General features: G+C 63.8%; 22 protein-coding genes. 8 read left to right on the top strand and 14 right to left on the bottom strand.

Features of this window, described 5'->3' with window-relative positions; all coding sequences use genetic code 11:
* Positions 1-9: 9 nt before the first annotated feature.
* Genes QYR03_RS08770 through QYR03_RS08760 form a run of 3 tightly spaced genes read right to left on the bottom strand, consistent with a single transcriptional unit; the run spans position 10 to position 3,450 of the window.
* Positions 10-993: a decaprenyl-phosphate phosphoribosyltransferase gene (locus tag QYR03_RS08770; RefSeq protein ID WP_259851633.1), complete on the bottom strand. Its 984-nt coding sequence runs from the start codon at positions 991-993 to the stop codon at positions 10-12.
* Positions 990-1,514 carry a phosphatase PAP2 family protein gene (locus tag QYR03_RS08765; RefSeq protein WP_301713413.1) on the bottom strand — a complete coding sequence of 175 codons (525 nt, stop codon included), beginning with the start codon at positions 1,512-1,514 and terminating at the stop codon, positions 990-992. Before QYR03_RS08765 ends, QYR03_RS08770 begins: the two co-directional genes overlap by 4 nt.
* A complete protein-coding gene (locus QYR03_RS08760; protein WP_301713416.1) occupies positions 1,504-3,450 on the bottom strand; it encodes a glycosyltransferase in 1,947 nt (648 codons plus the stop codon). Before QYR03_RS08760 ends, QYR03_RS08765 begins: the two co-directional genes overlap by 11 nt.
* 330 nt (positions 3,451-3,780) lie before the next feature.
* On the opposite strand from QYR03_RS08760, the gene QYR03_RS08755 reads away from it, so the two are divergent.
* Positions 3,781-5,016, top strand: a complete 1,236-nt coding sequence (locus QYR03_RS08755; protein WP_301713414.1) for an HNH endonuclease signature motif containing protein — start codon at positions 3,781-3,783, stop codon at positions 5,014-5,016.
* Between the two features lie 36 nt (positions 5,017-5,052).
* Here QYR03_RS08755 and QYR03_RS08750 read toward each other — a convergent pair.
* A protein-coding gene (locus QYR03_RS08750) for an IS3 family transposase (protein WP_301978559.1) occupies positions 5,053-6,281 on the bottom strand; the annotation gives its coding sequence in 2 pieces (ribosomal slippage) (positions 5,053-6,008 and positions 6,008-6,281; 1,230 coding nt in all).
* A gap of 97 nt (positions 6,282-6,378) precedes the next feature.
* Positions 6,379-6,612 carry a three-helix bundle dimerization domain-containing protein gene (locus QYR03_RS08745; protein WP_301713479.1) on the bottom strand — a complete coding sequence of 78 codons (234 nt, stop codon included), beginning with the start codon at positions 6,610-6,612 and terminating at the stop codon, positions 6,379-6,381.
* Positions 6,613-7,030: 418 nt separating this feature from the next.
* On the opposite strand from QYR03_RS08745, the gene QYR03_RS08740 reads away from it, so the two are divergent.
* Both QYR03_RS08740 and QYR03_RS08735 read left to right on the top strand, forming a co-directional pair.
* Positions 7,031-7,837, top strand: a complete 807-nt coding sequence (locus tag QYR03_RS08740) for a glycosyltransferase family 87 protein (RefSeq protein WP_301713478.1) — start codon at positions 7,031-7,033, stop codon at positions 7,835-7,837.
* Between the two features lie 24 nt (positions 7,838-7,861).
* Positions 7,862-8,194 carry a hypothetical protein gene (locus QYR03_RS08735; protein ID WP_301713477.1) on the top strand — a complete coding sequence of 111 codons (333 nt, stop codon included), beginning with the start codon at positions 7,862-7,864 and terminating at the stop codon, positions 8,192-8,194.
* On the opposite strand, the gene QYR03_RS08730 is transcribed toward QYR03_RS08735, so the two are convergent.
* Both QYR03_RS08730 and glf read right to left on the bottom strand, forming a co-directional pair.
* Positions 8,124-9,731: a sodium:proton antiporter gene (locus tag QYR03_RS08730; protein ID WP_301713476.1), complete on the bottom strand. Its 1,608-nt coding sequence runs from the start codon at positions 9,729-9,731 to the stop codon at positions 8,124-8,126. The two genes, QYR03_RS08735 and QYR03_RS08730, sit on opposite strands and share 71 nt — an antisense overlap.
* Positions 9,732-9,783: 52 nt before the next feature.
* Positions 9,784-10,971, bottom strand: coding sequence for a UDP-galactopyranose mutase (gene glf / locus QYR03_RS08725; RefSeq protein ID WP_259851640.1), 1,188 nt, complete (start codon positions 10,969-10,971; stop codon positions 9,784-9,786).
* Between the two features lie 136 nt (positions 10,972-11,107).
* On the opposite strand from glf, the gene QYR03_RS08720 reads away from it, so the two are divergent.
* Positions 11,108-13,225, top strand: coding sequence for an N-acetylmuramoyl-L-alanine amidase (locus QYR03_RS08720; protein ID WP_301713475.1), 2,118 nt, complete (start codon positions 11,108-11,110; stop codon positions 13,223-13,225).
* Positions 13,226-13,236: 11 nt separating this feature from the next.
* On the opposite strand, the gene glpK is transcribed toward QYR03_RS08720, so the two are convergent.
* Genes glpK through serS form a run of 5 tightly spaced genes read right to left on the bottom strand, consistent with a single transcriptional unit; the run spans position 13,237 to position 18,460 of the window.
* Positions 13,237-14,757, bottom strand: a complete 1,521-nt coding sequence (gene glpK, locus QYR03_RS08715) for a glycerol kinase GlpK (RefSeq protein ID WP_301713474.1) — start codon at positions 14,755-14,757, stop codon at positions 13,237-13,239.
* A gap of 22 nt (positions 14,758-14,779) precedes the next feature.
* Positions 14,780-15,601, bottom strand: coding sequence for an HAD family hydrolase (locus QYR03_RS08710; protein WP_301713473.1), 822 nt, complete (start codon positions 15,599-15,601; stop codon positions 14,780-14,782).
* A 3-nt stretch (positions 15,602-15,604) separates the two neighbouring features.
* Complete coding sequence (locus QYR03_RS08705; protein ID WP_301713472.1) at positions 15,605-16,339, bottom strand: 1-acyl-sn-glycerol-3-phosphate acyltransferase; 735 nt, start codon at positions 16,337-16,339, stop codon at positions 15,605-15,607.
* Positions 16,339-17,190, bottom strand: coding sequence for a 1-acyl-sn-glycerol-3-phosphate acyltransferase (locus tag QYR03_RS08700; RefSeq protein ID WP_259851645.1), 852 nt, complete (start codon positions 17,188-17,190; stop codon positions 16,339-16,341). Before QYR03_RS08700 ends, QYR03_RS08705 begins: the two co-directional genes overlap by 1 nt.
* Positions 17,191-17,197: 7 nt before the next feature.
* Positions 17,198-18,460: a serine--tRNA ligase gene (serS, locus tag QYR03_RS08695; RefSeq protein ID WP_259851646.1), complete on the bottom strand. Its 1,263-nt coding sequence runs from the start codon at positions 18,458-18,460 to the stop codon at positions 17,198-17,200.
* Positions 18,461-18,520: 60 nt separating this feature from the next.
* Between serS and QYR03_RS08690 the strand changes: the two genes are divergently transcribed.
* Together QYR03_RS08690 and QYR03_RS08685 are read left to right on the top strand one after the other, a co-directional pair.
* Positions 18,521-19,597 (top strand): septum formation family protein, encoded by a 1,077-nt coding sequence (locus tag QYR03_RS08690; protein ID WP_301713471.1) that lies wholly within the window; start codon positions 18,521-18,523, stop codon positions 19,595-19,597.
* Positions 19,597-19,944: a metallopeptidase family protein gene (locus tag QYR03_RS08685; protein ID WP_259851673.1), complete on the top strand. Its 348-nt coding sequence runs from the start codon at positions 19,597-19,599 to the stop codon at positions 19,942-19,944. The genes QYR03_RS08690 and QYR03_RS08685 overlap by 1 nt, the downstream gene beginning before the upstream one ends.
* Here QYR03_RS08685 and QYR03_RS08680 read toward each other — a convergent pair.
* Together QYR03_RS08680 and pheA are read right to left on the bottom strand one after the other, a co-directional pair.
* Complete coding sequence (locus QYR03_RS08680) at positions 19,941-20,579, bottom strand: histidine phosphatase family protein (protein ID WP_259851648.1); 639 nt, start codon at positions 20,577-20,579, stop codon at positions 19,941-19,943. The two genes, QYR03_RS08685 and QYR03_RS08680, sit on opposite strands and share 4 nt — an antisense overlap.
* On the bottom strand, positions 20,573-21,499 hold the full coding sequence (pheA, locus tag QYR03_RS08675; RefSeq protein WP_259851649.1) for a prephenate dehydratase: 927 nt from the start codon (positions 21,497-21,499) through the stop codon (positions 20,573-20,575). The genes QYR03_RS08680 and pheA overlap by 7 nt, the downstream gene beginning before the upstream one ends.
* Positions 21,500-21,523: 24 nt before the next feature.
* On the opposite strand from pheA, the gene QYR03_RS08670 reads away from it, so the two are divergent.
* Together QYR03_RS08670 and QYR03_RS08665 are read left to right on the top strand one after the other, a co-directional pair.
* A complete protein-coding gene (locus QYR03_RS08670) occupies positions 21,524-22,234 on the top strand; it encodes a CPBP family intramembrane glutamic endopeptidase (RefSeq protein WP_259851650.1) in 711 nt (236 codons plus the stop codon).
* A gap of 158 nt (positions 22,235-22,392) precedes the next feature.
* A complete protein-coding gene (locus QYR03_RS08665) occupies positions 22,393-23,718 on the top strand; it encodes an LCP family protein (RefSeq protein WP_301713470.1) in 1,326 nt (441 codons plus the stop codon).
* Positions 23,719-23,732 lie beyond the last annotated feature (14 nt).

Genomic DNA, 23,732 nt, shown 5'->3' with positions numbered 1-23,732 from the left:
CGCGACATATTAGCCCATGGCGGGCGCAACATAGACAGCCATCACGATGGCGAGGATCCACAGCAGGGCGAGTGCCTGCAGGACGCGGTCCTCGAGCGCGATCTCATCCGGGGCGCCGCCGTTGCCGCTGTCGACTTCTGCGGCGTAGCGCAGGATGGCGATGATGAACGGCACCATCGAAATTTGGTACCAGAGTCCCTGGCCTTCATCGACGCCGTCGCTAAGCGTGAAGCCCCACAGCGCGTAGGACATGACCACCGCCGTTGCGGACAGCGTCCACACGAAACGCAGGTAGGTCTGCGTGTAGCCCTGCAACGACTTGCGGATTTTCGCGCCCGTGCGCTCGGCGAGCAGCAGCTCCGCGTAGCGCTTGCCGGAGGCCATGAACAGCGATCCGAACGCCGCGACCAGCAGGAACCACTGCGAGAGATCGATTCCAGCCGCGACACCGCCGGCCATCGCGCGGAGCATGAAGCCCGAAGAAACCAGCGCAATGTCGATCACCGGGATGTGCTTCCAGCCGAAGCAATAACCCAGCTGCAGCGCGATGTACACGCCGACGACCGTCGCCAGCGCCGGACCATCCGTGGCCAGGAACGACAGTCCGATCGCCAGCGCGATGAGCACCACCGACATGACGTACGCCAGGTTGATCGGCAGCATCCCCGAGGCGATCGGGCGGAAACGCTTCGTGGGGTGCTCACGGTCCGCTTCCACGTCGCGGGCGTCGTTGACCAAGTAGATCGAGGACGCGCCGAAGCAGAAGACGACGAATGCGAGTGCGATGTCGATGAAGGTGCGCGAGGTGAACGAATCCGCCCCCGCCGCCAACGGCGCGGCGAGAACGAGGACGTTCTTGACCCACTGCTTCGGGCGCAGACCCTTGATCATCGCGTCCGGCAGGTTCTTCGGCGGATTCTTTTTCCGGTTGTACTCGACGCCCTCGGTGTGGGGCTCGGATTTCAGAAACGGCTCGTCTACAGGCTGCGTCACGCTGTTCGCCTCTCAATGTTGATTGCGGCTCGTGCCACCCCGATGCCGAGCAGCGCGCCGGCCAGGGTGTCCGTGGGGTAGTGCACCCCCAGGACCATGCGGGAGGTCATCATAATTGGAATTCCGGCGTACGGGAGTTTCGACCCAGTGATGTCGGCCAAGTGGACCATCGCGGCGCTTGTCGACGTCGCGTGCGAGGACGGGAAGCTCATCTTCGACGGGGTTCCCACACCGATCCTCACGCTCGGGTCGTCCGGGCGACGGCGACGGACAATGCGCTTGAGCACCACCGACGCCGCGTGCGCCGTGAACGCGCCCGCCCCCATGGCCAGCCACTTGCGGCGGCGCCGCCTATCGACGGCCGCCCCCGCCCCAGCGATCCCCATCCATCCGAGGGCGTGTTCGCCGAAAAAGCTCATGCCGCGTGCCGCGGGCAGGACCCCGGGGGCGTCGAAAAGCACGCCCTGGAGCTCGTGCAGGATGCGCACCTCCGCGGAGGTCAGGGAGTTGCTATTGCTCATTGAAGATTTTCTCCCAGTTCTCGTGGCTGGTCAGCTCTGGCTTGGCTTCGCGGTATGCGCGGGTGAGCCCCGGCCACTGCTCCTTGATCTGCTTGTGCAGCGCCTTCGTCTCCTCCAGCAAGTCGCTGGCCAGCTGCTTATCGCGCTTACGGAAGGCCACGCCCGTGCCGCCGGCGGTGGACACCGTCGCGGAATCGACGCGGGACAGCGTGTACCAGCGCGCCTCCTCGGCCGTGAGGTTGAGCTGTGGCGCCTCCCAGTGCGCGCGGTCCTCGGCCTTGGTCAGGTGGCGCAGGGACTTGATGGCCCACGGGATCTTCTTAATCTTGGCCAAGCGCCCACCGATGACATGCGTGGGTACGCCCGGCGCGCCCGTCGGCGCGGGCAGGTCGGACGCGGACTCGATGACCTGAGCGTCGCTGTAGTCCTTGCGGATGCCCTGGATGCGCGGCAGCGAGGACTCGAGAATGTCGAAGAGTTGATCCGGGCCAGCGAGGAAGTCCTTCATGGCCTCGATCTGGATCGCCAGCGTCGAGTACTCCATACACATGATGTGCTTGTAGCTCGACTTCAGCATGGACTTGAGCAGGCCATTCGGGTCGCCGTCGTGGTACATCGACGCCACGATGAGGCGGTTGCGCAGGTGGAAATACGCCTGCCAGTCGATCGCGTCGTCCTTGTCCGCCCAGGCCATGTGCCAGATGGCGGCGCCCGGCCAGGTGACCGTCGGAAAGCCCGCTTTCCCTGCGCGCAATGAGTACTCGGTGTCGTCCCACTTGATGAACAGCGGCAGCGGCAGCCCCATCCGCTCCGCGACGACGCGCGGGAAGAGGCACATCCACCAGCCGTTGAACTCGACGTCGATACGCCTGTGCAACGCGCGCGACGTGATCTTACGCGGGTCGAGCTCTTCTTCCTGGGTGCCCAGGTAGCCCAGCGGATACTTGGCAAAGTCGTGGTCGTACACCGCGTGCGGCGCCGCGCCCCACATGAAGTCGGCGCGGTTGACCTGCTCGCCGGAGGTGCGCAGCTGGCTGCGATCCTGCAGGTTGAGCATCTGACCGCCCACCAGGATCGGACTTTTCGCATACCGTGCCGCCTGTACCGCGCGCAGAATCGAGTCTGGCTCGATGGCAATATCGTCGTCCATGTACAAGATGAACGGCGCATCCGTCTGGTGCAGCGCCTCGTACATGATGCGGGAGTAGCCGCCGGATCCGCCTAGGTTGCCCTGACTGAAAATCTTCAACCGGCCGCCGAGCTTATCCTCCGCCTCCGCGAAGTCCGGCTCATCCGCCGGGTGCTGGTTGCCCTGGTCCGGCATGAGCACATCCGTGATTGCCCCCAGGACCAGCGGGTCCTCCGCCAGCGCATGCAGCGCATTGACCGCGTCGCGCGGGCGGTTGAAAGTGGGGATGCCCACGGCGACCTTCTTCTCTGCAGGCGCGATCGTCGTGCCGTCCGGCAGCGTCTGTTCGCCCGGCGCGCACGGCGCGTACCAGCCAGCATTGCTTATCGACGTCTCCCCCTGCCCCGTCTCCGTCGTCACATCGAACCAGAGCCAGCCGCCGTCCTCGAAATTGCGCAGCGGCAACGGAATCTCCACCCGCTCATCGGCCGCATCGACGTTGAGCACCGAGATGCGGGTGCCGTCGTGCTTTGAGCGGTACACCGAGATCGTCGCCGCGCCTTCCACATCCATGGCCAGCACCACCGTGTCCAGCTGTGACCAGCGCCGCCAATAGGAGGCGGGGAACGCGTTGAAGTAGGTCTGGAACGAGACCTCTGCGCCTTCCGGCACACTCACACGCGAACGGTCCGGCCAGCTCACACGCTGTGTGTTCTGCTCCGACTCGATCAGGTAGAGCATTCGCACATCGTGCGGCTCACCCTTCCGGGGCAGCAGAATGCGTTGCAGGACATCGACAGCTTTCATGTCATTCACGGCCTCAAGCGTAATAGCTGCCACCGACATGCCATTCCCCGGCGCGCGGGGCCAGGACCGTAATACACGCTGAAAACCGCAGGAACTATGCAGCGCATAGCGCGCATGCTTATCGACGACACGTGCACCTGATTTCAGCGCCCCTTACCGCTATCACCTCCACCACCCGCAAAAGCGCAGGAACTATGCAGCGCATAGTGTCCGGCCCATCGTCGAAGGAGTTATCCACAGGACGAAAGGTCCGACCAGGTTCCATGGTTCACCCCGTTTTGTACAGTTCATTCAACCACCAAAACAAACCACAAAACGGCAGGTAGATACATGCGTACTCTCAAATATGATAAAGACGTAATCCTCCTCGTCGACCGAATCCGATATCTCGTGCAGTCGCTAACTAAGAGCAAGGCTGAGCTGCTCCAACTGATCTACGACTTTGATGTCAATGAATTCGCCAAGACCTTCGGCGCTTCCTCCACTTCGTCCTGGCTCGTCCGCGAATTCGGCATCGCCTTCTCCACCGCTTACGAATGGCTGCGCGTCGCCAAACAGGCCGTGCATTTCACCTTCCTCATGGACGCATTCCGCGCCGCTGAGATCGATTACTCCACGGTCCGCCTGCTGCTGAAGTACCTCACCACCGACAACGAGGTTGAACTCGTCGAACTGGCCAAGGAACTCGGCCACGAACAGATGAAGAAGTATCTCGCCGGCCACGACGCTAAGGAGCCTAAAGAGGAGCAACCCGAGCGCTACCTGCGCGTCAAGGACCTCCCCAATGGCGACGTGGCCGTTGAAGGGGTCATGAGCGGGACGGAGGGAAGCTGCTTCAAAGCCGCACTGAAGATCGGAGAAATGGCCTATTACGAGCAGGATCACGCCGAGCAGCAGGCCGCCGCCGAAGAAACCCGGCCCGCCCGCCAGACGGTGTCCGGCTACGGCATGCCGATCGGCCGTTCGCTCCTGCAGTCCTTCATGGGCATCGTGAACATGGTGCGCACCAAGGCGACGAACACGCTGCGCACTCCTGGCGCGCACGTCAACATCGTGCTGAACGCAGACGGCCACGCCTACATGCCGGCGGCGCCGAAGGTTCCTTCCGCGGCGCTGGCGAACCTCGTCGCCAATGGCATGAGCCGCCTCAACGTCTGTGATAGCTCCGGACTCATCCTCAACGTCGGCCGCGCACAGCGTTTCGCCACTGACGCGCAGGTCAACGCGCTGATGACGATGTGGGGCCACCAGTGTGCAATGCCCGGCTGCACGCACACCCGCTTCATTGAAATCCACCACATGAAGGAATGGGCAGACGGTGGAAAGACTGACTTGGACAATCTGATCCCTTTGTGCAGCGCATGTCATTCGCTAGTCACGGACGGCTGGGCACTCATCGAGCGGCATGGCAAGCAGATCTGCTTCTTCATGGGCGACGGTTCCGCCTATATTTCGGATAACCACTCCATGACGCGGCGCGATGATTCGCTGATCCCCCGCCCGCCCGTCGAGGACTGGGCGGACACCGATAACTTCGCTGATTCCCGCGAACCAGTAAAGGCATAGAGAGCAAAAAGTGAAGCGTCCTGGTTTTCGTTCCGCTTATTTAACGCCCAACGTTTGAGCGCCTGATCGTTGATAGTAAGCGTCCTCCATCTCCTGTGGAGTGATATATCCTAGGGATTGATGAAGTCGCTGGTTGTTCCACCAGTGCACCCAGCGAAGGGTGGCAATCTCGACTTCACCGACCGATGCCCACGGCCGGTGGGGATAAATCAGCTCTGTTTTGTAGAGCCCGTTGACCGTTTCAGCCAACGCGTTGTCATAGGAGTCGCCAACGGTGCCGACAGACGGATCGATACCGGCCTGGGCGAGCGCTTCACCGTAACGGATCGACACATACTGCGAGCCGCGGTCACTGTGGTGGACAAGCCCTTCTGAGCGAAGATCACCAGCGTGATACAGGGCGTGCTCAAAGGCCTCCAGCGGCAGTTCATCGGTACGCATGCTCGCCCGGGTCGCGACACCGACGATCTTTCTGGAGTACACATCGGTGATAAACGCGGTGTAGGCAAAACCAGACAAGGTGCGTACATAGGTAATGTCAGCGACCCACAACCGGTGCGGTGCGGGGGCAGTGAAATCACGGTTGACCAGGTCAGGGCGGCAATCTGGCACGTTGGCCCGAAGCGTTGTCATCGGTGTGCGGCCACGCCTGCGGCCGTAAATGCCAGCTTGCTTCATCAAACGCGCGGTCTGATCACGACCGATGTTCCAGCCGGCGCGCTGCATGGCCTTCCACATCTTGCGGATCCCGTAGACGCTGAAGTTGTCCTCGTAGACCCTCACCAATTCAGGAATAAGCAGCGCATCTGACAAACTTCTCGCCGACGGTGCTCGTGTTTTCGCTGCTCGGTAACCGCGAGAGGTGATGAACCCACATTCTGTCTTTTTCAATGTGCGACAGATAGCCTCGACCCCGAAGCGATCGCGATACGCATCGATGTATTCGATCATCTTCTGGTGGGACGGTCGAGTTCCGCCGCGAAAAAAGCTGACGCGGTTTTCAAGATCTCATTAGCCCTGCGTAGCTCCTTAATCTCTTTCCGCAGCCGCTTCAGTTCGTCAGCCGTTGACTCGCCGGCGCCAATCTCAACATCGGATGAGACCATATTCGGCTTCAGCCAATCGTTGAGCGTGTGCGCTGGAATGCCGAGCTTTTCACCGATCTCTACGGCTGCACCCCATTTCGAACACCCTTCGAGCTCAACGAGGTCCTCAGCCAAACGCACTGCCTTGGCCTTGAACTCGTCACTGTACTTCCTTGGCATGATTCCAATCCTTCTCTAGAAATGATCGGAACTAAACCCAGGACACTTCAAAGCCCCGCACCAGGACACTCCTGGGGCGGGGCAGATTCGGACCGCGTTATGCGGCAATCAGAGACCCGGAGATTTCACCGGAATCGAGGGTGCCGTCTGCGAAGCGCGCGAGCTTTTCAGCTGCGTCGCGGCCGGCGAGAACAGGAACCCAATCGGTAACGTCCGCCCGCTGCAGGTGCTCGCTCAAGATGTCGCGGAAGATCGTCTCGACGACGTGTGCGCCGAGCTCCTCATCGAACCGAGCGTGCAGGTCCTTGGAAATATTGTTGATTGCGATCATGGCATCCTCCTTTCGTGTTTCTGATTGCCATGAAATTGAAGGTGCGCCCGAGGGGTACCCCGGGGCAAGGTTTCAAGCTTTCGCTTGTTGTTAACCTGGAGTTAACTTTATCAGATAGTTGGTGAACAACAAGTATTGGCCTTTCTTGAATAAGTATGACCCGTTTGAGCAGCTCTTTCTGCATGAATATAATTAGCAAGAACGCGACCCCGGAACCTAGGTTCACAGTTCGTTAACTTTAGCGCCATTAAGCGAACGCTGCTGTTAACCTTACGGTCATTTTTTCTCGGCCGGCCGCGCCGTTTTGACGTGCTAATCTCCCGGCTGTGTTTATCGACGACTCCCCACGAAGCGGCGCTCCACCACGGCCGCGGCCAACCCGGTCCGTCGAGAAGCAATCCCGCTGCTCTACACGCTGATGGGTTTTGTCCTGCTCCGTTCGGCGTTCATGTTCCCGCTAGAGAACCCGGAAACGGACTTCACGCCGATCTGGAGCGCTGCAAACAAGTACTTCGCGAGCGAACCGGTCTTCAACTCGGACTACACGATCGACATGCCGCACTATCTCTACAGTCCGGCAGGCACCGTCCTGATCTCACCGGTAGCGCTGTTCCCCACCGAGTCCATGGCCCGTGCCGTGATGGCGTACTTGGGCGCGGCATCGATCATCGGCGCGATCGCATTGGCGTCGTGGATGGTCTCCCGCCGCTGGTTCCACGTCGCGTTTCCGCTTACCGTGTCCTTCTTCTTCATCACCCCGGAGCCGGTCCAGTGGACGTTAGCGCTGACCAATATCAACGGTTTCATGCTGCTGCTCGAGGTGTTGTTCGTGTGGTTTTCACTGCGACTGCGTGAAAAAGGTGTCGGCTGGAGGGGCCACTTCAACCGCCCGGAGGCGTGCGCCGCCGGAATCATCGCAGGTATCGCGGTGTCGATCAAGCCCCAGTTCGGTGTGCTGTTCATCGTGTCGCTGGCGTTCGCCCAAGTCGCCGTCGTCGCTGTGGCGGCGCTGGTCGCCATCGTCACATTCGCCATCGGCTGGTTCACCATCGACGAGCCCGAACTGTTTTTCACCAACCTCGTCCCCTATTTGAGCGAACCCCGTCCCCGGTTCAACGATTCCATTGGCGGGCTCGCCATCGTGCACGGCTGGTCAGATGCGACGGTGACGGCACTGACGGTGTTGACGCTCATGGGGACACTGGCGGCCGTCGTCACGCTCTAACGCTGGAAGGAAATCGACCCGGTGATGTTCAGCTTCACGGCGATCGCCGTGTGCTTCGCCGGCGGCTTCATGGTCAGCGGGCTGATGCAGAACTACTACGCGATCTGGTTCATCCCCTTCGTTCTCACTGTGCGCCGCCCACACTCCCCCATGCATTGGCCGCTCACCGTCCTGGCACTGCTCTTCACTGTGGCAAACCCGACATGGCCCGCTACCGGCAACGCTACGATCGACGAAATGGTCAAGCACATGCCGGGCTTCATGTTCATGGCCCTGCCGTTCATCATCACTGCATGGGGTCTCGCCGGGCGATCATCTGCCCCGGAGACGCGAAAGCGTCCCGCTCACTCGCGATGACCATCCGGTCGATCTCGTCGAGCACGGCATCCACGTCCGCGGGGTTGTAGCGCCGCTCCCGGCGGGCTTGCTGCATCTCCGCGGTTGCCGCCTCAAGCGCAACGCGTTGCATATCAGCGGCAGCCTGCCGAGCTTGAGCAAACGCTTTTCGACGCTCCTTCGACCCCTCCGGATCCACATGCCGCTTCTCCGCCATTAGATTCAGCCACTCTTGGACCATGTCGTAGGCTTCGGGCGCGTACTCGGAGCCATGTTGCTGCACAGCTTTTCGGGCGGCCACGTACACCCGCCGATTGAGTTCGGCGTTGACCCGGTCGCCTTGCGCGTCCGGTCCGGAGTCTAGGTCGAGTTTGCCCACCAGCCAGGGCAGAAGTAGACCGGGGATGACCATTGTGAAGGTGAGCACGCTGAGCGCAATGACGGAGAATTCGTGGTGGTACAGGGTTGTTCCGGCGGGAATCGATAGAACGAGCGCCAAGGTGACCAAGCCGCGCATGCCCGCCCAGGTCATAAGCAGCACTTCCTGCAACCGCAGCGGGGCAACGTCAGTCCGTTTCATCCGTTTCTTGAACTGGTAGAGCACCCACATGCAGGCGAAACGCACAACGAACGCGACGGCGGAGAGCGCGAGTCCGATGAGGATAGCTTCCATGACTTTGGTCCCGGCAGTGTCAATCGCGTCGCGCACACTCATCCCGATGAGTCCGAAAGCGACACCGGTGAACAGCAATTCCACCGTCTCCCAGAACGACTGACCGGAGAGGCGGTCCTCGGCGGTGAACGATGCACGTGATGACATTTCAACCGCGGCGATCACGATTGCGATAACACCCGATGCATGAATTTCCTCGGCGGCGACGAAGATTGCGAAGGGAAGCACCCACGTGAAAGCAGTCCGAATGACTGAATCGGGAACGGTGTTGACAAACATTGCCGCCAAACGGCCTGCCAATAGCCCGATAATCACGGCGGCGGCAGCAGAGTAGAGGAATTTAAGGAACCCTTCGCCGAAATCGACCTCGCCCCCAGCGACTAGGGCGCCGAGCGCCACGTTGAATGCGACGATGGAGGCCGCGTCATTGAACAGGCCTTCTGTCTGCAAAGTGCCGGTGATGCGTTTGGGAATGCCCGCAGGCCCCGCCACCGCGTCAACAGCCACTGGGTCGGGCGGGGCAATCGCCGCCGCTAGAACCATCGCCCCTGCAAGACCAATACCGGGCATGAGCCACATCGCCGTCGCCGTCAATGCCGCGACAGTGAGAAAGACCAGCACCACCGACATCACAAGCACGACGTGTACTTGAGCACGGATCATGGCCCAACTCGTGCGGCGGGCCAAAGACCACAACAAGGGCGGCAGGAACACCGGCAGGATCAGCTCAGTGTCCAAGCTCACCGTCTCGATGCCTGGGATGAACAGCACCGGGGCGACCACGATGGTGAGCAGTGCAGACCACGGCAAGCCCGTCCGTTCGCCGATCGCGGCGACAAGAGTGGTGGCAAGGAGGAGGCCGATAACGACAAGGAAGATTGTCACGCAGTCATGGTAGCGGAGCGGGCGTGACCAAGTCCCCCCGCAGGTTTAGCCCCTAGTGCCCGCGCGGCTGGTCGATGGGCTTGCCGTCCTCGAAGTAGGTGCGCACGTGGTTGTCGAAAACGGACAGGGCGGCGCCGATGGCCATGTGCATGTCCAGGTACTGGTAGGTGCCCAGACGGCCGCCGAAGAGCACCTTGTTGTCGCGGGATTCGGCGGCGGCGAGACGTCGATAAGCCTCGAGCTTCGAGCGGTCCTCGGGGGTGTTGATCGGGTAGTAGACCTCGTCGTCATCCTCGGCGAAGCGGGAGTACTCCTTGACGATGACGGTCTTGTCGTCGCCGTAATCGCGCTCCGGGTGGAAGTGGCGGAACTCGTGGATGCGGGTGTAGGGGACGTCCGCGTCGTTGTAGTTCATCACCGGGGTGCCTTGGAAGTCGCCGGTGTCGAGGACCTCCTGCTCGAAGTCGAGGGTGCGCCAGCCGAGGCGGCCCTCGGAGTAGTCGAAGTAGCGGTCGAGCGGGCCGGTGTAGACGACTGGCGCGTCGGGGCTCGCGGCGCGCAGCTCGTCGCGGACGTCGAACCAGTCGGTGTCGAGCTTGACATCGATGAGCTCGGACGAGGCCATCTTCTCCAGCCAGGCTGCGTAGCCGTCGACGGGCAGGCCCTCGTATTTATCGTTGAAGTATCGGTTGTTGAAGGTGTAGCGCACTGGCAGGCGGGAGATGATCTCCGGTGGCAGGTCGGTCGGGTCGGTCTGCCACTGCTTGGCGGTGTAGTGCTTGACAAATGCCTCGTAAAGCGGCTTGCCGATCAAGGCGATGCCGCGCTCCTCCAGGTTCGTGGCCTCAGCCGGGTCCTTGCCTTCGCGCTGTTCTTCGATGAGCGCCTTGGCTTCGTCGGGGCTGTAGTAGCGGCCGAAGAACTGGTTGATCAGGCCGAGCCCCATCGGGAATTGGTACGCCGTGCCGTTGTGCATGGCGAAGACGCGGTGCTGGTAGTCGGTGAAACCAGTGAAGCGGTTGACGTACTCCCACACGCGGTCGTTGGAGGTGTGGAACAGATGGGCGCCGTATTTATGCACCTCAATGCCTGTTTCGGGTTCCGGTTCGGAATATGCGTTGCCGCCGATGTGGGCACGCTTCTCAACGACAAGCACACGCTTGCCCAGTTCACTTGCTGCTTGCTCTGCGATGGTGAGGCCGAAGAAACCGGATCCGACGACGATGAGGTCATAAGTCATGCCTTAAAGGCTAGCGGTGAATCCCCTGCGCACCGGGCCCGCGACACGCCGAAATCACATTAACCACAGTTGTCACATACGTAGCTTAGGATCTAGATTAGTCACAGCTGTCACTATCAAATCAGGAGCGATCACCGTGAAACAACGACGTCGGCTGAATCCGTCTTCTGCCAGGAAGACTCCGGTCCTCGCGGCCGTCACCTCCGTCGCGCTCGTCGCCGCAGGCGCGTTCGGCGGCAACGAGATCCTCAAGACCCAGGACGTGAGCGGAGGCGAGGTGAATGTCACCAGTTCCACCGCTTCCTTCGGCGACGGCGAGAACGTGGTCGTCGACGATGCCGCAATCGCCGCCCAAGGCGAGGGCGACGAGAACCGCACGGTGAAGGAATTCACCCGCGACGAGGAATTCTCCATCTTCGGCCTCACCTGGACCGGCGAGCGCGACATCGCCGCCTACGTCCGCGCGCAGCGTGCCGACGGCACGTGGTCGGAGTGGTACCGCATGCAGCCAGAACCCGGTCCGGAAGGCTCGGAGATCCAGGGCACCGAGCCGATCTACGTCGAGCCGACGAAGAAGATCCAGGTGTCCACCGCCAATGTGGATCTCGGGGAGACCAACCTCGACACCGCTGAAACCGTGACTGACCAGGACGCCATCCCGGAGGTTCCGGAAGAGTCCCTGCCCAGCTCCGATGTCGTCGACGTGCCGAACGTGCCCGACTCTGCCGCCCCGGCATCGATCGGTGACCTGCCGCGCGCACTCCCGTCCAACCTCGGCGATATCGCGCCGGTGGCCGACGTCGAGGAGCTCGGCGGGGAAGCAAGCGAGGAAGCACCGGCTCCCGCTGGAGCCGGCACCAGCGCCAACGACCTGGAGGCTGTGTTCATCGACGGCGGCGAAGGCACGGCCGACGGCGGGATCGCCCCGGCGCAGTCCAACACCAACGGCATGCCGCGCGTCGTGTCCCGCTCCTCGTGGGGTGCCGGAAGCAGCAGCAACCCGACCTACACCGAGCCGGTGAAGGCGGCGACGGTCCACCACACTGCGGGCTCCAACAACTACTCCGCCGCACAGGCACCGGGCGTGGTCCGCGGTATCTGGCAGTACCACGCCGTCACCCGCGGCTGGGGCGACATCGGCTACAACGCGCTCGTCGACAAGTACGGGAACATCTACGAAGGTCGCGCCGGCGGTCTGGACCGCGCCGTGGAGGGCGCGCACGTGGGTGCGTTCAACCAGCACACCTTCGGTGTGTCCATGATGGGCGACTACAGCACGGCCAGCCCGTCGAACGAGGCGCTCCGCGCCATGGGCGAAATCATCGGCTGGAAGGCCGCGGTGGCCAAGTTCGACCCGAAGGGCAGCTCCTACCTCGAGGCGAACTTCAACTTCAGCGGATCCAAGTTCCGCGCAGGCCAGGGCAAGGAATTCCCGAACATCAACGCCCACCGCGACTTCCACTACAACGACTGCCCGGGCGACAACCTCTACGCACAGATGGACACCATCCGCAACTACGCGAAGAGCAAGTACGACCAGATCAACGGTGGAAACACCTCTGTGTGGCAGCCGTCCACGCCGAAGCAGGACGACAACACGAATACGGCTGACACGACGGGCACGACTGGCACAACCGGTGACTCGGGCAGGACTGGCACAACCGGCACTGTCGGAAACAACGACGGCACAACAACCACGATCAACAACCTGGCCAACACGTCGAGCCAGATCTCCTTCGAGAAGGTGCTTTCCGGCGACCCCGCCGCGATCGCCGCCGCTGCCGGCACGGTCGCTGGTGCGCTGCTGCTGGCAGCCGCCTCGAACGGCATGATCCCCTCCCAGGTCGCGCACATCGCGAACCTGGAGGTCCTGCCGGGCATGACGCTGAGCAGCATGCGGCCGCTGATCGGCCAGGCTATCAACCTGGTGGGCAGCGACGAAGCCAAGGAGACCTGGGGCAAGCTCGAGCCGACTCTGGGGCAGCTCGACGGAGTGCTGCAGGGTGTCGGCGGCGACCAGTACGCCATCTTCGAGAAGGGCATCGCCATCCTCACCGGCGAGGGCGAAGAAATCGTCATGCCGGAGAAGATCGCGGATGCCTGGCTGAAGCAGGGCATGGACCTAGGCCCGCTGGGTCGCCCGGTGAAGAGCGATGACGCCGCGAATAACGGCGACGTCCGAGTCGAGTTCCAGCGCGGTTCAATCTTCTACACCGCGAACACGGGCAACGTGGACGTCAACGTCGACAAGTAAAAGAGCGGCAACTAGGCGAGGTTGAGGGAGCGCTCAACCGCTTCCTCCCACCGCGCAATGAGCCGGTCCCGGTCGGGGCCGGCCATTTTGCTTTCCCAGGTGGTTTCACCGCCGAGGGTCAGCGGCGCGTCGGCCAGGCCGGCACCGACGCAGGCCGCGCTCGCCGCACCCATGACGGTTGTCTCCATGTTGTCTGGGCGGACGACATCCGCGCCGAGAACATCGGCCTGCATCTGCATGAGCAGATCGTTGCCGGTCATGCCGCCGTCAACACGCAAGGCGTCCACGGTGATGCCGGAATCGGCCTCCATGGCGCGAACTACCTCGACGGTTTGCAGGCAGGTGGCGTCGAGGGCGGCGCGGGCGATGTGGCGGCGGTCGGTGAAACGTGTGATACCGGTGATCACCCCGCGCGCGTCGGGGCGCCAGCGCGGCGCGAACAGTCCGGAGAAGGCCGGCACGATGACCACTCCCGCGGCGTCGTCGACTTGGGCGGCGAGCGTCTCCGATTCCGCTGCGGAACTGAGGATGCCAAGTTGGTCGCGCAACCACTGGATCAGCGACCCGCCGACGGCCACGGACCCCTCCAACGCGTAGACCGGCGGCTTCCCCGCCTGCTGGTATGCGACGGTGGTGAGCAGACCGTGATCGGAGAACTGCGCCTCATCACCGGTATTCAGCAGCATGAACAGCCCGGTGCCGTAGGTCATCTTGGCCTCGCCCTCGCGCAGGCAGCCCTGGCCGAAGAGCGCGGACTGCTGATCCCCCAGCACGCCCGTGATGGGAACGTCGCGGTTCCCCTTCTTACGGCGCATCGCACCGAAGGAGCCGAAGCTGGGGCGGATCTCCGGCAGAATCGAGCGCGGAACACCGATCTCTTTGCACAGGTCCTCGTCCCAGTCGAGCGTCTCTAAATCCATGAGCAAGGTGCGTGACGCGTTGGTCACATCCGTGACGTGCTGGACGCGACTGCGGGTAGTGAACAGGTCGAGCATGCCGCCCTTTTTCCCGCCGTGCGCACCGCCGGTCAGCTTCCAGATCAGCCACGTGTCGACGGTGCCGGCGAGCAGCTCGCCCTTCTCCGCACGCTCTCGGGCGTCCTCGACGTTGTCCAGAATCCATGCCCACTTCGGACCCGCCGGGTACGAATTGGCAAGCAAGCCGGTCTTGCGCATGTAGCGGTCTTTCCGCGCCCCGTCGGGCCCGAAGTCCTCTGTTCGGGTGTCCTGCCAGCAAATCGCGTTGTAAATCGGGCGGCCGGTGCGCTTGTCCCAGATCACCGCCGTTTCGCGCTGGTTGGTCAGACCGACGGCGCTGACGTCCTCGAGCTCCAAGTCGGCGTCGACAAGCGCCTCAGAGAGCGCGCGACGGGTGTTGCGCCAGATCTGCATCGGGTCGTGCTCGACCCAGCCTTCGCGGGGCATGATCTGCTCGTGCTCGAACTGCGCGGTGCCCACGACATCCCCGTCCGCGGTGGTGATGTAGCAACGGGTAGAGGTGGTGCCTTGGTCGATTGCGGCGATGAACGGCATGGGGGTTATTAAACCCTACGGCCTAGAACCATTGCTCGATGACTCGTGCGACACCGAAATCATCGTTCGAGGTGGTGGTCAGATCGGCGGCATCGTGCACGATCGGGGCGGAATCCGCCATGGCCACGCCGAGACCGGCCCAGGAGAGCATCTCGATGTCGTTGGGCATGTCGCCGAACGCGACCACCTCCGACGGGTCGACGCCCATGCCGGCGGCGATGACGGACACACCCGCGGCCTTGTTGATGCCGGGTGCGCTGACCTCGATCAACCCGTCGTTCATCGAATACGTGACGTGCGCGCGGGCGGGGTCGACGGCGGGGGCGATGACATCGAAAAGCTCGGCGGACGTCATCGCTTTGTGCCGCACGAGAATCTTCGCGGCGGGCACGGACACGAGCTCGTCCACGGTGACGACGCCGTAGCCGATGTCCCACAGATCCGTGCTGTAACCGGAAGTGATGAGGAAGCACTCGTCTTCCGGGTCGAAAGCGGAATCGCCGACCCGCTCCACACCGAAACCGAATTCGCCGCGGCCTTCGAGTGCATCCGTCGCCGTCCCCGCGATCTCCGCCAGGGTCTCCGGGTCCAGCTCGTGGCGGTGAAGCACCTCGTCGTGCGAGGGATCGTAGACCACCGCCCCATTCGCGCACACGCACATCGGGGTGAACGGCAGCTGGTCCAACACCGGAGCCAGCCAACGGTGCGGGCGCCCCGTGGCCAGCGCGACCTTCGTCCCGCCGCGGACCGCTCGAGCGAGGGTGTCGCGGAGACGCGGGCTCACTCGTCCGTTGCTGTCCAGCAACGTTCCGTCGATATCGCTCACAATCAGCTTCGGCGCCAAGGTCTACCTCCCATTTTCCAGTTCGGCGTAGCGCACACGGGCGTCGATAAGCAGCTTATCGACGTCTCCACTCAACCTCTCCGTCACCTCATCCACCGTGCCCGCTGTGTCCACCGGTTCACCGACAACGGTGACTACGGGAAGGTGCGCGCGCCCCATCTTTTTCCGGCCGCTTTTGACCCAGAAGTGCTGCGTTCCCCAGGTTGCGGTGGGGATGAGTGGTGCAGCGGAGGCTTGGGCGATGCGTGCCGCACCCGTCTTGAAGCGGGTCAACTCGAGCGTTTCCGACAGTGTTCCTTCGGGGAAGATGCCGATCAGTTCGCCTTCGCGCAGACGCTTGACCGCCTCGTCGATGCTGCTTGCCCCCAGCGACCGGTCGACCTCCACGTGGCCGACTGCCCGGGAAATGGGGCCCATGAGCCAGCGGTCGAAGAGCTCCTTTTTCGCCATGTAGCGCGTGGGACGGCGACCACACAACAGGCCCGGAAGGGCACCGGAGATGAAGTCGTAGTAGCCGATGTGGTTGCCCGCCACAATCGCCGGACCCTCCGCCGGGACGTTCTCGAGACCGTGGACGTAGAAGCGCGCGCCCTGAATGCGCAGCACCGTTGCAACGGTGCTTTTGATCGTCCGATACATGTACTCGCGCCGCCACCCGGGCTGGACCGGCGTGACTGGGGCGTCCTCCGGGATGAGGAAGACGTGGCTGTCGGCGCGGTAGCCCTCGGGCACGGACATCAGGAACCGTCCTTGGCTTTCTTTGCCTCCCGGGCCCTGCGCTTCTCCTCGCGTTCGCGGGCGAGAATCTCGTTGGCCTCGTCGAGCGTGGGTGCGGCGCCACCGAGGGATGCTGGCATCCAATCCAGGCCATCTGGGAACGGGCCGAAACGCTCGGCGTATTCCTCACGGTTGGCGGTGAGAAGCTCCTGCATGGCGGCCTTGACGCGCTTGGTGTCGCGCTCCGGGTCGCCGGTGGTCCTCACCGGTTCGCCGTAGGAGATGATGATCGGGGTTCGGGACCTGCCGAGGTTCTTCTTCAGCCCCTTGGTCAACAGGCGCTGGGAACCCCAGATCACTGTCGGGATGACGGGCACTCCGGCTTCGTCGGCGATACGCGCCGCACCGGTCTTGAACTCGGCCAGCTCGAAGGAACGCGAGATCGTGGACTCCGGGAAGATACCCACGAATCCGCCGCTGCGCAGCCACTTCACCGCTTCAGCGATGGAGGCGGCGCCAGCTGCGCGGTCCACCGGGACATGCTTCATGCCGCGCATGAGCGCGCCCACGACCTTCATGTCGAAGACCTCTTTCTTCGCCATGAAGCGCACCAGACGGTTGCCGCGCAAGTGCGGGCCGATACCGGCGATGATGAAGTCGTAGTAACCGGTGTGGTTGATCACGAACAGGGCTCCGCCGTCCACGGGGACGTTCTCGGCGCCGTTGACGTAGAACTGCAGCCCCTGGGCCTGCATGATCTTCTTGAAGCCGCCGATGATGCCCTGGTAGAACCGCTCTTTCGATTCCACCGGGTGCGGTGCGGGACGCTCGAAATCGTCCGGGACGTTGAACAGACGGTGGAACCTGCGCATGATGCTTCTACCCCTTTTCCGGCGTCAGGATGTCTTTGCCCACCCACGGGCGGAGCGCCTCAGGGACGACCACGGAGCCGTCCGCGCGCTGGTTGTTCTCCAAGATGGCCACGAGCCAACGCGTGGTTGCGAGCGTGCCGTTGAGCGTCGCTGCGGTCTGGGTCTTGCCGTCGGCGTCGCGGTAGCGGGTGCCCAGGCGGCGGCCCTGGAAGGTCGTGCAGTTCGACGTGGAAGTCAGCTCGCGGTAGGTGCCCTGGGACGGAACCCACGCCTCCGTGTCGTATTTGCGTGCGGCCGACGAGCCGAGGTCACCGGCGGCGACGTCGATAACGCGGTACGGCACCTCCACGGCAGCGAGCATCTCGCGCTCGAGGCCGAGGAGCTTCTGGTGCATCTCCTCCGCTTCTTCCGGCTTGCAGTAGGCGAACATCTCGAGCTTGTCGAACTGGTGGACGCGCAGGATACCCTTCGTGTCCTTGCCGTAGGAGCCGGCCTCGCGGCGGAAGCACGAGGACCAACCGGCATACAGCAGCGGACCGTCAGACAGGTCGATGATCTCGTCCTTGTGGTAGCCGGCCAGCGCCACCTCGGAGGTGCCCACCAGATACATGTCGTCGCGCTCGAGGTAGTAGATCTCCTCGTCGTGCGCGTCGAGGAAGCCGGTGCCCGCCATGATCTCGGGGCGCACCAGCACCGGCGGAACGACGACTGTGAAGCCGGCCTCGCGCGCCTTCTGTGCCGCTAGCATCAGCATGCCCAGCTGCATCCAGGCGCCGTCGCCGACGAGGTAGTAGAAGCGTGCGCCGCCGACTTTCGTGCCGCGCTTCATGTCGATAATGCCGAGGGCATCTCCGAGATCCAGGTGGTCCTTGACCTCGAAATCGAATTCCGGGACCTCACCGACGTGCTCGAGCACGATGAAATCTTCCTCACCGCCGGCCGGGGCACCTTCCACGACATTCGCGATGCGGTACTGCAGCGTTTCGACGTTCCCTTCCGCCGCCTTCTGCGCTTCCTCCGCTTCCTTGACCTTCTCCTTCAGCTCGTTGGAACCCTCCAGGAGTGCGGGGCGGTCTTCGGGAGCGGCCTGTCCGATCTTCTTGCCGAAAGCCTTCTGCTCGCCGCGCAGCTCATCCGCTTTCTGGATACTGGCGCGGCGCTCCTCATCGGCGGCCAGCAGCTGGTCCACCAGCGCCGGGTCTTCGCCACGGGCCTGCTGGGAGGCGCGGACAACATCAGGGTTTTCACGCAGAAACTTCAGATCGATCACGGCTACCAACCCTACCCCGTGGGATTAGCTCGTGGCCCCACATAAGGCATGATGGAAGGCATGGCTGCACAGAAATCCTCTCTGAGCACATCCGGCCTGCGCTCCATCCTGGTGGCCACGCTGGCTGGAGCTCTTAGCGTGGGCACCTACGCCGCCTCGACCGGCTACGCCGTCGACGACCAGGCAGGCGGCACCCCGGCGAACCCCACCCCGCAGACCGGCGCGACCGCGTCGGAGGAGCCCAACCCCTCCTTCACCACCGCCGATAAAGGCACGTGCCTGACGTGGGATGTCTCCCCGGATGGCTCTGTCACGGGATTCACGGAGACGGACTGCGCCAACGAGCACCGCTTCGAGGTGACCTCCCGCGAGGACCTGAACACCTACCCCACCGCCGAGTTCGGCCCGGAGGCGGAGGCACCGAACCCGACCCGCCAGGCGCAGTTGCGCGAGGAGCTGTGCCAAACAGCCTCGATCCGCTACCTCAACGGGCGCTATGACCCGGCCGGGCGCTACTCCATCGCCCCGATCCTGCCCCCTGCGGACGCATGGGCGGACGGTGACCGCACAATGCTGTGCGGCCTGCAGGAGACCGACACCGACGGAACCCCCATCCTCACCACCGGCCACGCCGCCGAGCAGGACCAGGCCCGCGTCGCCAAGCCGGGCACCTGCGAGGCCACCGACGAAGCGAATAACTTGCGCGAAGTCGACTGCGCCGAGCCGCACCACATCGAGGTCACCGACGTCGTCGACCTGGCTCCAGTCTTCGCCGACCGGACCCCGTCGCCGGAAGACCAGGACAAGCACCTCGGCGCCGTGTGCGCCAAGGCCGCCGAGAATTACCTGGGCAACGAGGAGAACTTGTACCAGTCCACCCTGCAGGTCTACTGGGGCACGATCTCCACTCAGGCCTGGGACGGCGGCAGCCGTTCCGTCAACTGCGGCCTAGTTTCCCCGAAGGACGGCAAATTCGCCTCCATCACCGGGTCGGCCAAAAACGGCCGCGAAGCGCTCAAGGTCGACGGCCAGACCCCGAAGGCCCCGCCGGAGCGCCGCCCGCTGCGCGAGGACCAGAAGCGCCAGCAAGAAGCGCAGAACGCAGGCGGTAACCCCAGCCCGGCAGCCCAGCCATGATGGAGCCGGTCAGCGACGAGGTCTTCGAGGGAATGATCAACGACGCCCTCGACGACATCCCCGAGGATGTCGCCCGCCACATGACCAACATGGTCGTGCTTGCCCGCCCCCACAACGAGGACAACCCCGAACTCCTCGGCCTCTTCGAGGGTGTGCCGCTGACGGAACAGCACTCCAACCACACCGGGTTCCTGCCCGACGCGGTGTTCATCTACAAAGACGCCCTCGAGAACATGTGCGCCGACGTGGACGAACTACGCCACGAGGTGAAAGTGACCGTCTTCCACGAGGTCGGCCACTATTTCGGACTCGAGGAGCACGAGCTTCACCACCTGGGCTGGGGCTAGCCCGACGCTCCCGGCAGCGGGTACTCCGCCCAGCGGACCACGCGCCACCGTCCGAAATCCGCGGCGGGGTCGCCCGTCGGGCCCGCGGTGGGATCGACCACCACGTACTGGCAGTTGGGCAGGTAGCTCGCCTCGGCGAAGTCCGGGTCGATCTCGCAGGCATTCGCGGCGAACGCGCGGATCGCCCCGCCGTGGGACACCGCAACGGTGGTCCCCTCCTGCGCGGCGTACGGGAGGAGTCCGCCCTTGTAGCGGGAGAGGAAGATGTCGAGGGTGTCGCCGCCGTCGATAAGCGCCTCAAGCTGGCGGCGGTAGAAACCGCGGAACGCTCCCAGGTACGCCTCGTGCGCTTCGCGCGAATTGTGCATCTCCCAACGGCCAGCGTGGACTTCATGAATGCCATCCACGGCGGGAATGTCGCTGAACCGCTCGCCGAAACCGATCTGGGCCGTCTGCTTCGCGCGCGTTGCACGCGAGGAGATCACGCGGTCGACCTCGTAGCTGTCCAGGATCTCCGCGCCCGCGCTCTTCGCCTGCTCACGCCCCAATTCTGTGAGCTCGGCGCCGGGGAGGACGGTGTCCAGCTTGTGGTCCACGTTCGAGGTGGTCTGGCCGTGACGCAGCAAGATCAGCATGATGTTCCTTCCCGGGCCGCGCGGACCCACTGTTCAGCCTGGTCGATACGATCCGGATCGACCATATGCTCCTCGCCCCCGCCGCCGAACCGCGGCCACGAACCGAGGAACGCGATGGTGGTGGTGCGCAGCCAGAGGGAGCGCAGCGCCTCCGCGACCGGCACGTCGTCGATGTGCCCGACTAGATCCACGTAGAAGTTGTACGTGTTCGCCTTCTCGCGTGTCGGGCGCGACTCGATGCGGGTGAGATCCACTCCGCGGTAAGCGAATTCCTGCAGCGCACCCACCAGTGTCCCAGGCTCGTTGGGCAATTGGAAAACCACCGAGGTGCGGTCGTTGCCGGTGCGCTGTGTGGGCACGCCGGCGCGTCCGGCGAGCACGAACCGGGTGCGCGCCTCACTCATATCCGCGATCCCCTCCGCATGCACGTCGAGCCCGAACAGGTCCGCGGCCCGGCGCGGGGCGGCCGCGACATCGGCCTCCCCGTCGGCGACAGCTTTCGCTGCGGCGGCATTCGAGGAGGCCGCCGCGAACGGCACTCCGGGCAAGTTGTCTTCCAGCCACTGGCGGACTTGGCGGTGGGCGACCGGATGCGTCGAAAAGCGGGTAGCTTCACGCAGCTGGAAGCCAGGACGGGTCATGATGGCGAAGCTGATGGGTAACTCCACCTCGCGGTAGATCATCATCCCGCCGCCCTCAACGAACGCGTCGGACGTGCTGGTCACCGCGCCGTCCACGGAATTCTCGATCGCCACAACGGCGAACTGCGCACGGCCGTCACGCACCGCGTTCAACGCGGCGGACGGCGACTCAACGGGCAACGGCGTGATCTCGCCCGGAATGTGGTCGCGGAACAGCCACAAGGCTTCCTCAGTGAAAGTCCCGGCAGGCCCCAGGTAGGCAACGCTCGTCGTGCTCATGCTCTCCCAGCCTACAGTTGACCCATGACCATCGACCGGCGCCGCCTCACACTCGAGGTTCTCCTTGTCCTCGCCGTCACTTTTGGCATGTCCGGCGTGCGCGCGGCGCTCAAGCTTATCGACGCCGCCCTGTCCCCCACCCCGCTCAACCAACAGCGCACAGTGCTTAACGACGCCACGTCGTCCCTTTCCTGGCTCGACGCCGCATTGCAACTCGCCTCAGCCGCGACCCTGCTGGCCTGGGGCGGCCTGGCCCTGTACCTGCTCGGCGCGCATCTGCCCTGGCCCCGCTGGCGCGACTGGGTATGGGGTGCCGGGTTGGCGGCGCTGATCGGCATTCCCGGCCTCGTCCTCTACGTGATGTCCCTGCAGATGGGGTGGACCAAAGAGGTCGTACCCGCGACCGACGCCGCCAAGGTGCCCCTGCTGCTTCTCTGGTCCGCCGCGAACGCCTTCGCCGAGGAGACCGTCGTGGTCATGTGGCTTCTCACACGCCTCAAGCAGCTGCGGGTTCCTGTGTGGGGCGCGATCGCCGCCTCCGCCGTCCTGCGCGGCACCTACCACCTTTACCAGGGCTTTTCTGCCGGTGCGGGGAATATCGCCATGGGTGTTATCTTCGCCTTCTACTTCCACCGCACCGGGAAAGTCTGGCCGCTCATCCTGGCCCACTTCCTCATTGACGCGGTGGCCTACCTCGGTTACCTGTTCCTCGACGTGAGTTGGCTCGGGCTGTGAACGGGTCTCCTGCCCCGCGGGTGTCGCGCGGCTGCCCCTCTACAGTGCGGTGCGGTCACAGTACTGTCCGCCTTCGCCCCGCCCACCACAGACCATAGCCACATATGTTGCACGTGTTAATGCTGTGGCGTGTGGGATCGGCGTTTAAGATGTTTTCCATGTCGCACACCCCGCACTCCAACGACCCCCGGGACAACCCCGGGGATTTCCTCGTAGGCAAGGACGGGAAACCCCTGATCGACAGGTACGGGCGCCCGATCCGGAAGCGCTCGGCAAACCAGCCAGCCCCGAGCCCCCGGCGAGAGACTGAGCGGCCCGTCAGGGAATCTGGGCGGGGGCCTGTTCGGGAACCCGTCAGGGAGACGGTACGCCCGCGCCAGCAGATGCCTCGGGAGACCAGGTACGAAGCGCCACGGCGTGAGGCTCAACGCTACGAGCCGCGCCGGACTCCGCTGGCTGACAGGGGAAACGGGGTGCGCCGTGAGGCGCCGCGGCGGGAACGCTGGGAACCGCAGCTGGAACTCTCGCCCGAGCGGCGCGTGCGCCCTGCACGCCGAGAAACTCCTCGGCGCCCCCGGCCGCGCATTCCGCGCCCCCGCGCCGGCTGCATCCCGACACTGCTGTCGCTGCTCATCGTCTTCGTGGTCGTCGGCACGCTCTTCGCCGATGCGCGTTTGACCCGGGTGGATGCGTTCCCGGACAACCCGATCGGGAACACCTCCGGCACGAACTGGCTGATCGTCGGCTCCGACTCGCGCGAGGGACTCACCGAGAAGGACGTCGAGCGCCTGGGCACCGGCGGCGACATAGGCACTGGCCGCACCGACACGATCATGCTCATGCACATTCCCAACGGCAGGAAGGCGACGCTGCTGTCCATCCCGCGCGACTCCTATGTGGAGATTCCCGGCTACGGCATGGACAAGATCAACGCCGCCTTCGCCTTCGGCGGACCCAAGCTGCTTGCGGAGACCGTGGAAAATGCCACGCACCTCCACATCGACCACTACGCCGAGGTGGGGATGGGCGGACTCGCCAAGATCACGGACGCGGTGGGCGGGGTGCAACTGTGCCCGACCGAGCCCATCGACGACCCGCTAGCCAACCTCAATATCCAGGCGGGCTGCCAGAAAATGGACGGTCCGACGGCGCTCGGCTACGTGCGCACCCGCGCCACCGCCATGGGCGACCTCGACCGTGTGCAGCGCCAGCGCGAATTCGTCGGCGCGCTGATGAAGAAAGCCCTGTCGCCGTCCGTGCTGCTCAATCCGTTCCGCCTCATTCCCCTGGTGATGCGCGGCAGCAGCATGTTCATCGTGGGTGAGGGTGACCACGTGTGGCACCTGGCACGCATGGCATTCGCGCTGCGCGGCGGGGTCAACACGGAAACGGTGCCCATCGGCGACTTCATCGACACAGAGGTCGGCAGTGTGCTCGTGTGGGATGATGCGGCCGCGGAGCAGCTCTTCGCGGGGATGCGCTAGCTGCTTTCCCGGCC

Origin of the sequence: Corynebacterium sp. P4-C1 (assembly GCF_030503595.1) — a bacterium.
In the GTDB taxonomy this organism is placed as follows: Bacteria; Actinomycetota; Actinomycetes; order Mycobacteriales; family Mycobacteriaceae; genus Corynebacterium.
This window is presented reverse-complemented; position numbering and strand designations above follow the sequence as displayed.

What these genes read in the sequence shown, in the direction of transcription:
- QYR03_RS08765 (WP_301713413.1), bottom strand. Translation starts at nt 1,514, where the DNA reads ATGAGCAATAGCAACTCCCTGACCTCCGCGGAGGTGCGCATCCTGCAC.
- QYR03_RS08760 (WP_301713416.1), bottom strand. Translation starts at nt 3,450, where the DNA reads ATGAAAGCTGTCGATGTCCTGCAACGCATTCTGCTGCCCCGGAAGGGT.
- QYR03_RS08755 (WP_301713414.1), top strand. Translation starts at nt 3,781, where the DNA reads ATGCGTACTCTCAAATATGATAAAGACGTAATCCTCCTCGTCGACCGA.
- QYR03_RS08745 (WP_301713479.1), bottom strand. Translation starts at nt 6,612, where the DNA reads ATGATCGCAATCAACAATATTTCCAAGGACCTGCACGCTCGGTTCGAT.
- QYR03_RS08740 (WP_301713478.1), top strand. Translation starts at nt 7,031, where the DNA reads ATGGGTTTTGTCCTGCTCCGTTCGGCGTTCATGTTCCCGCTAGAGAAC.
- QYR03_RS08735 (WP_301713477.1), top strand. Translation starts at nt 7,862, where the DNA reads ATGTTCAGCTTCACGGCGATCGCCGTGTGCTTCGCCGGCGGCTTCATG.
- glf (WP_259851640.1), bottom strand. Translation starts at nt 10,971, where the DNA reads ATGACTTATGACCTCATCGTCGTCGGATCCGGTTTCTTCGGCCTCACC.
- glpK (WP_301713474.1), bottom strand. Translation starts at nt 14,757, where the DNA reads ATGCCGTTCATCGCCGCAATCGACCAAGGCACCACCTCTACCCGTTGC.
- QYR03_RS08705 (WP_301713472.1), bottom strand. Translation starts at nt 16,339, where the DNA reads ATGTCCGTGCCCGAGGGCTACCGCGCCGACAGCCACGTCTTCCTCATC.
- QYR03_RS08700 (WP_259851645.1), bottom strand. Translation starts at nt 17,190, where the DNA reads ATGCGCAGGTTCCACCGTCTGTTCAACGTCCCGGACGATTTCGAGCGT.
- QYR03_RS08690 (WP_301713471.1), top strand. Translation starts at nt 18,521, where the DNA reads ATGGCTGCACAGAAATCCTCTCTGAGCACATCCGGCCTGCGCTCCATC.
- QYR03_RS08685 (WP_259851673.1), top strand. Translation starts at nt 19,597, where the DNA reads ATGGAGCCGGTCAGCGACGAGGTCTTCGAGGGAATGATCAACGACGCC.
- QYR03_RS08680 (WP_259851648.1), bottom strand. Translation starts at nt 20,579, where the DNA reads ATGCTGATCTTGCTGCGTCACGGCCAGACCACCTCGAACGTGGACCAC.
- pheA (WP_259851649.1), bottom strand. Translation starts at nt 21,499, where the DNA reads ATGAGCACGACGAGCGTTGCCTACCTGGGGCCTGCCGGGACTTTCACT.
- QYR03_RS08670 (WP_259851650.1), top strand. Translation starts at nt 21,524, where the DNA reads ATGACCATCGACCGGCGCCGCCTCACACTCGAGGTTCTCCTTGTCCTC.
- QYR03_RS08665 (WP_301713470.1), top strand. Translation starts at nt 22,393, where the DNA reads ATGTCGCACACCCCGCACTCCAACGACCCCCGGGACAACCCCGGGGAT.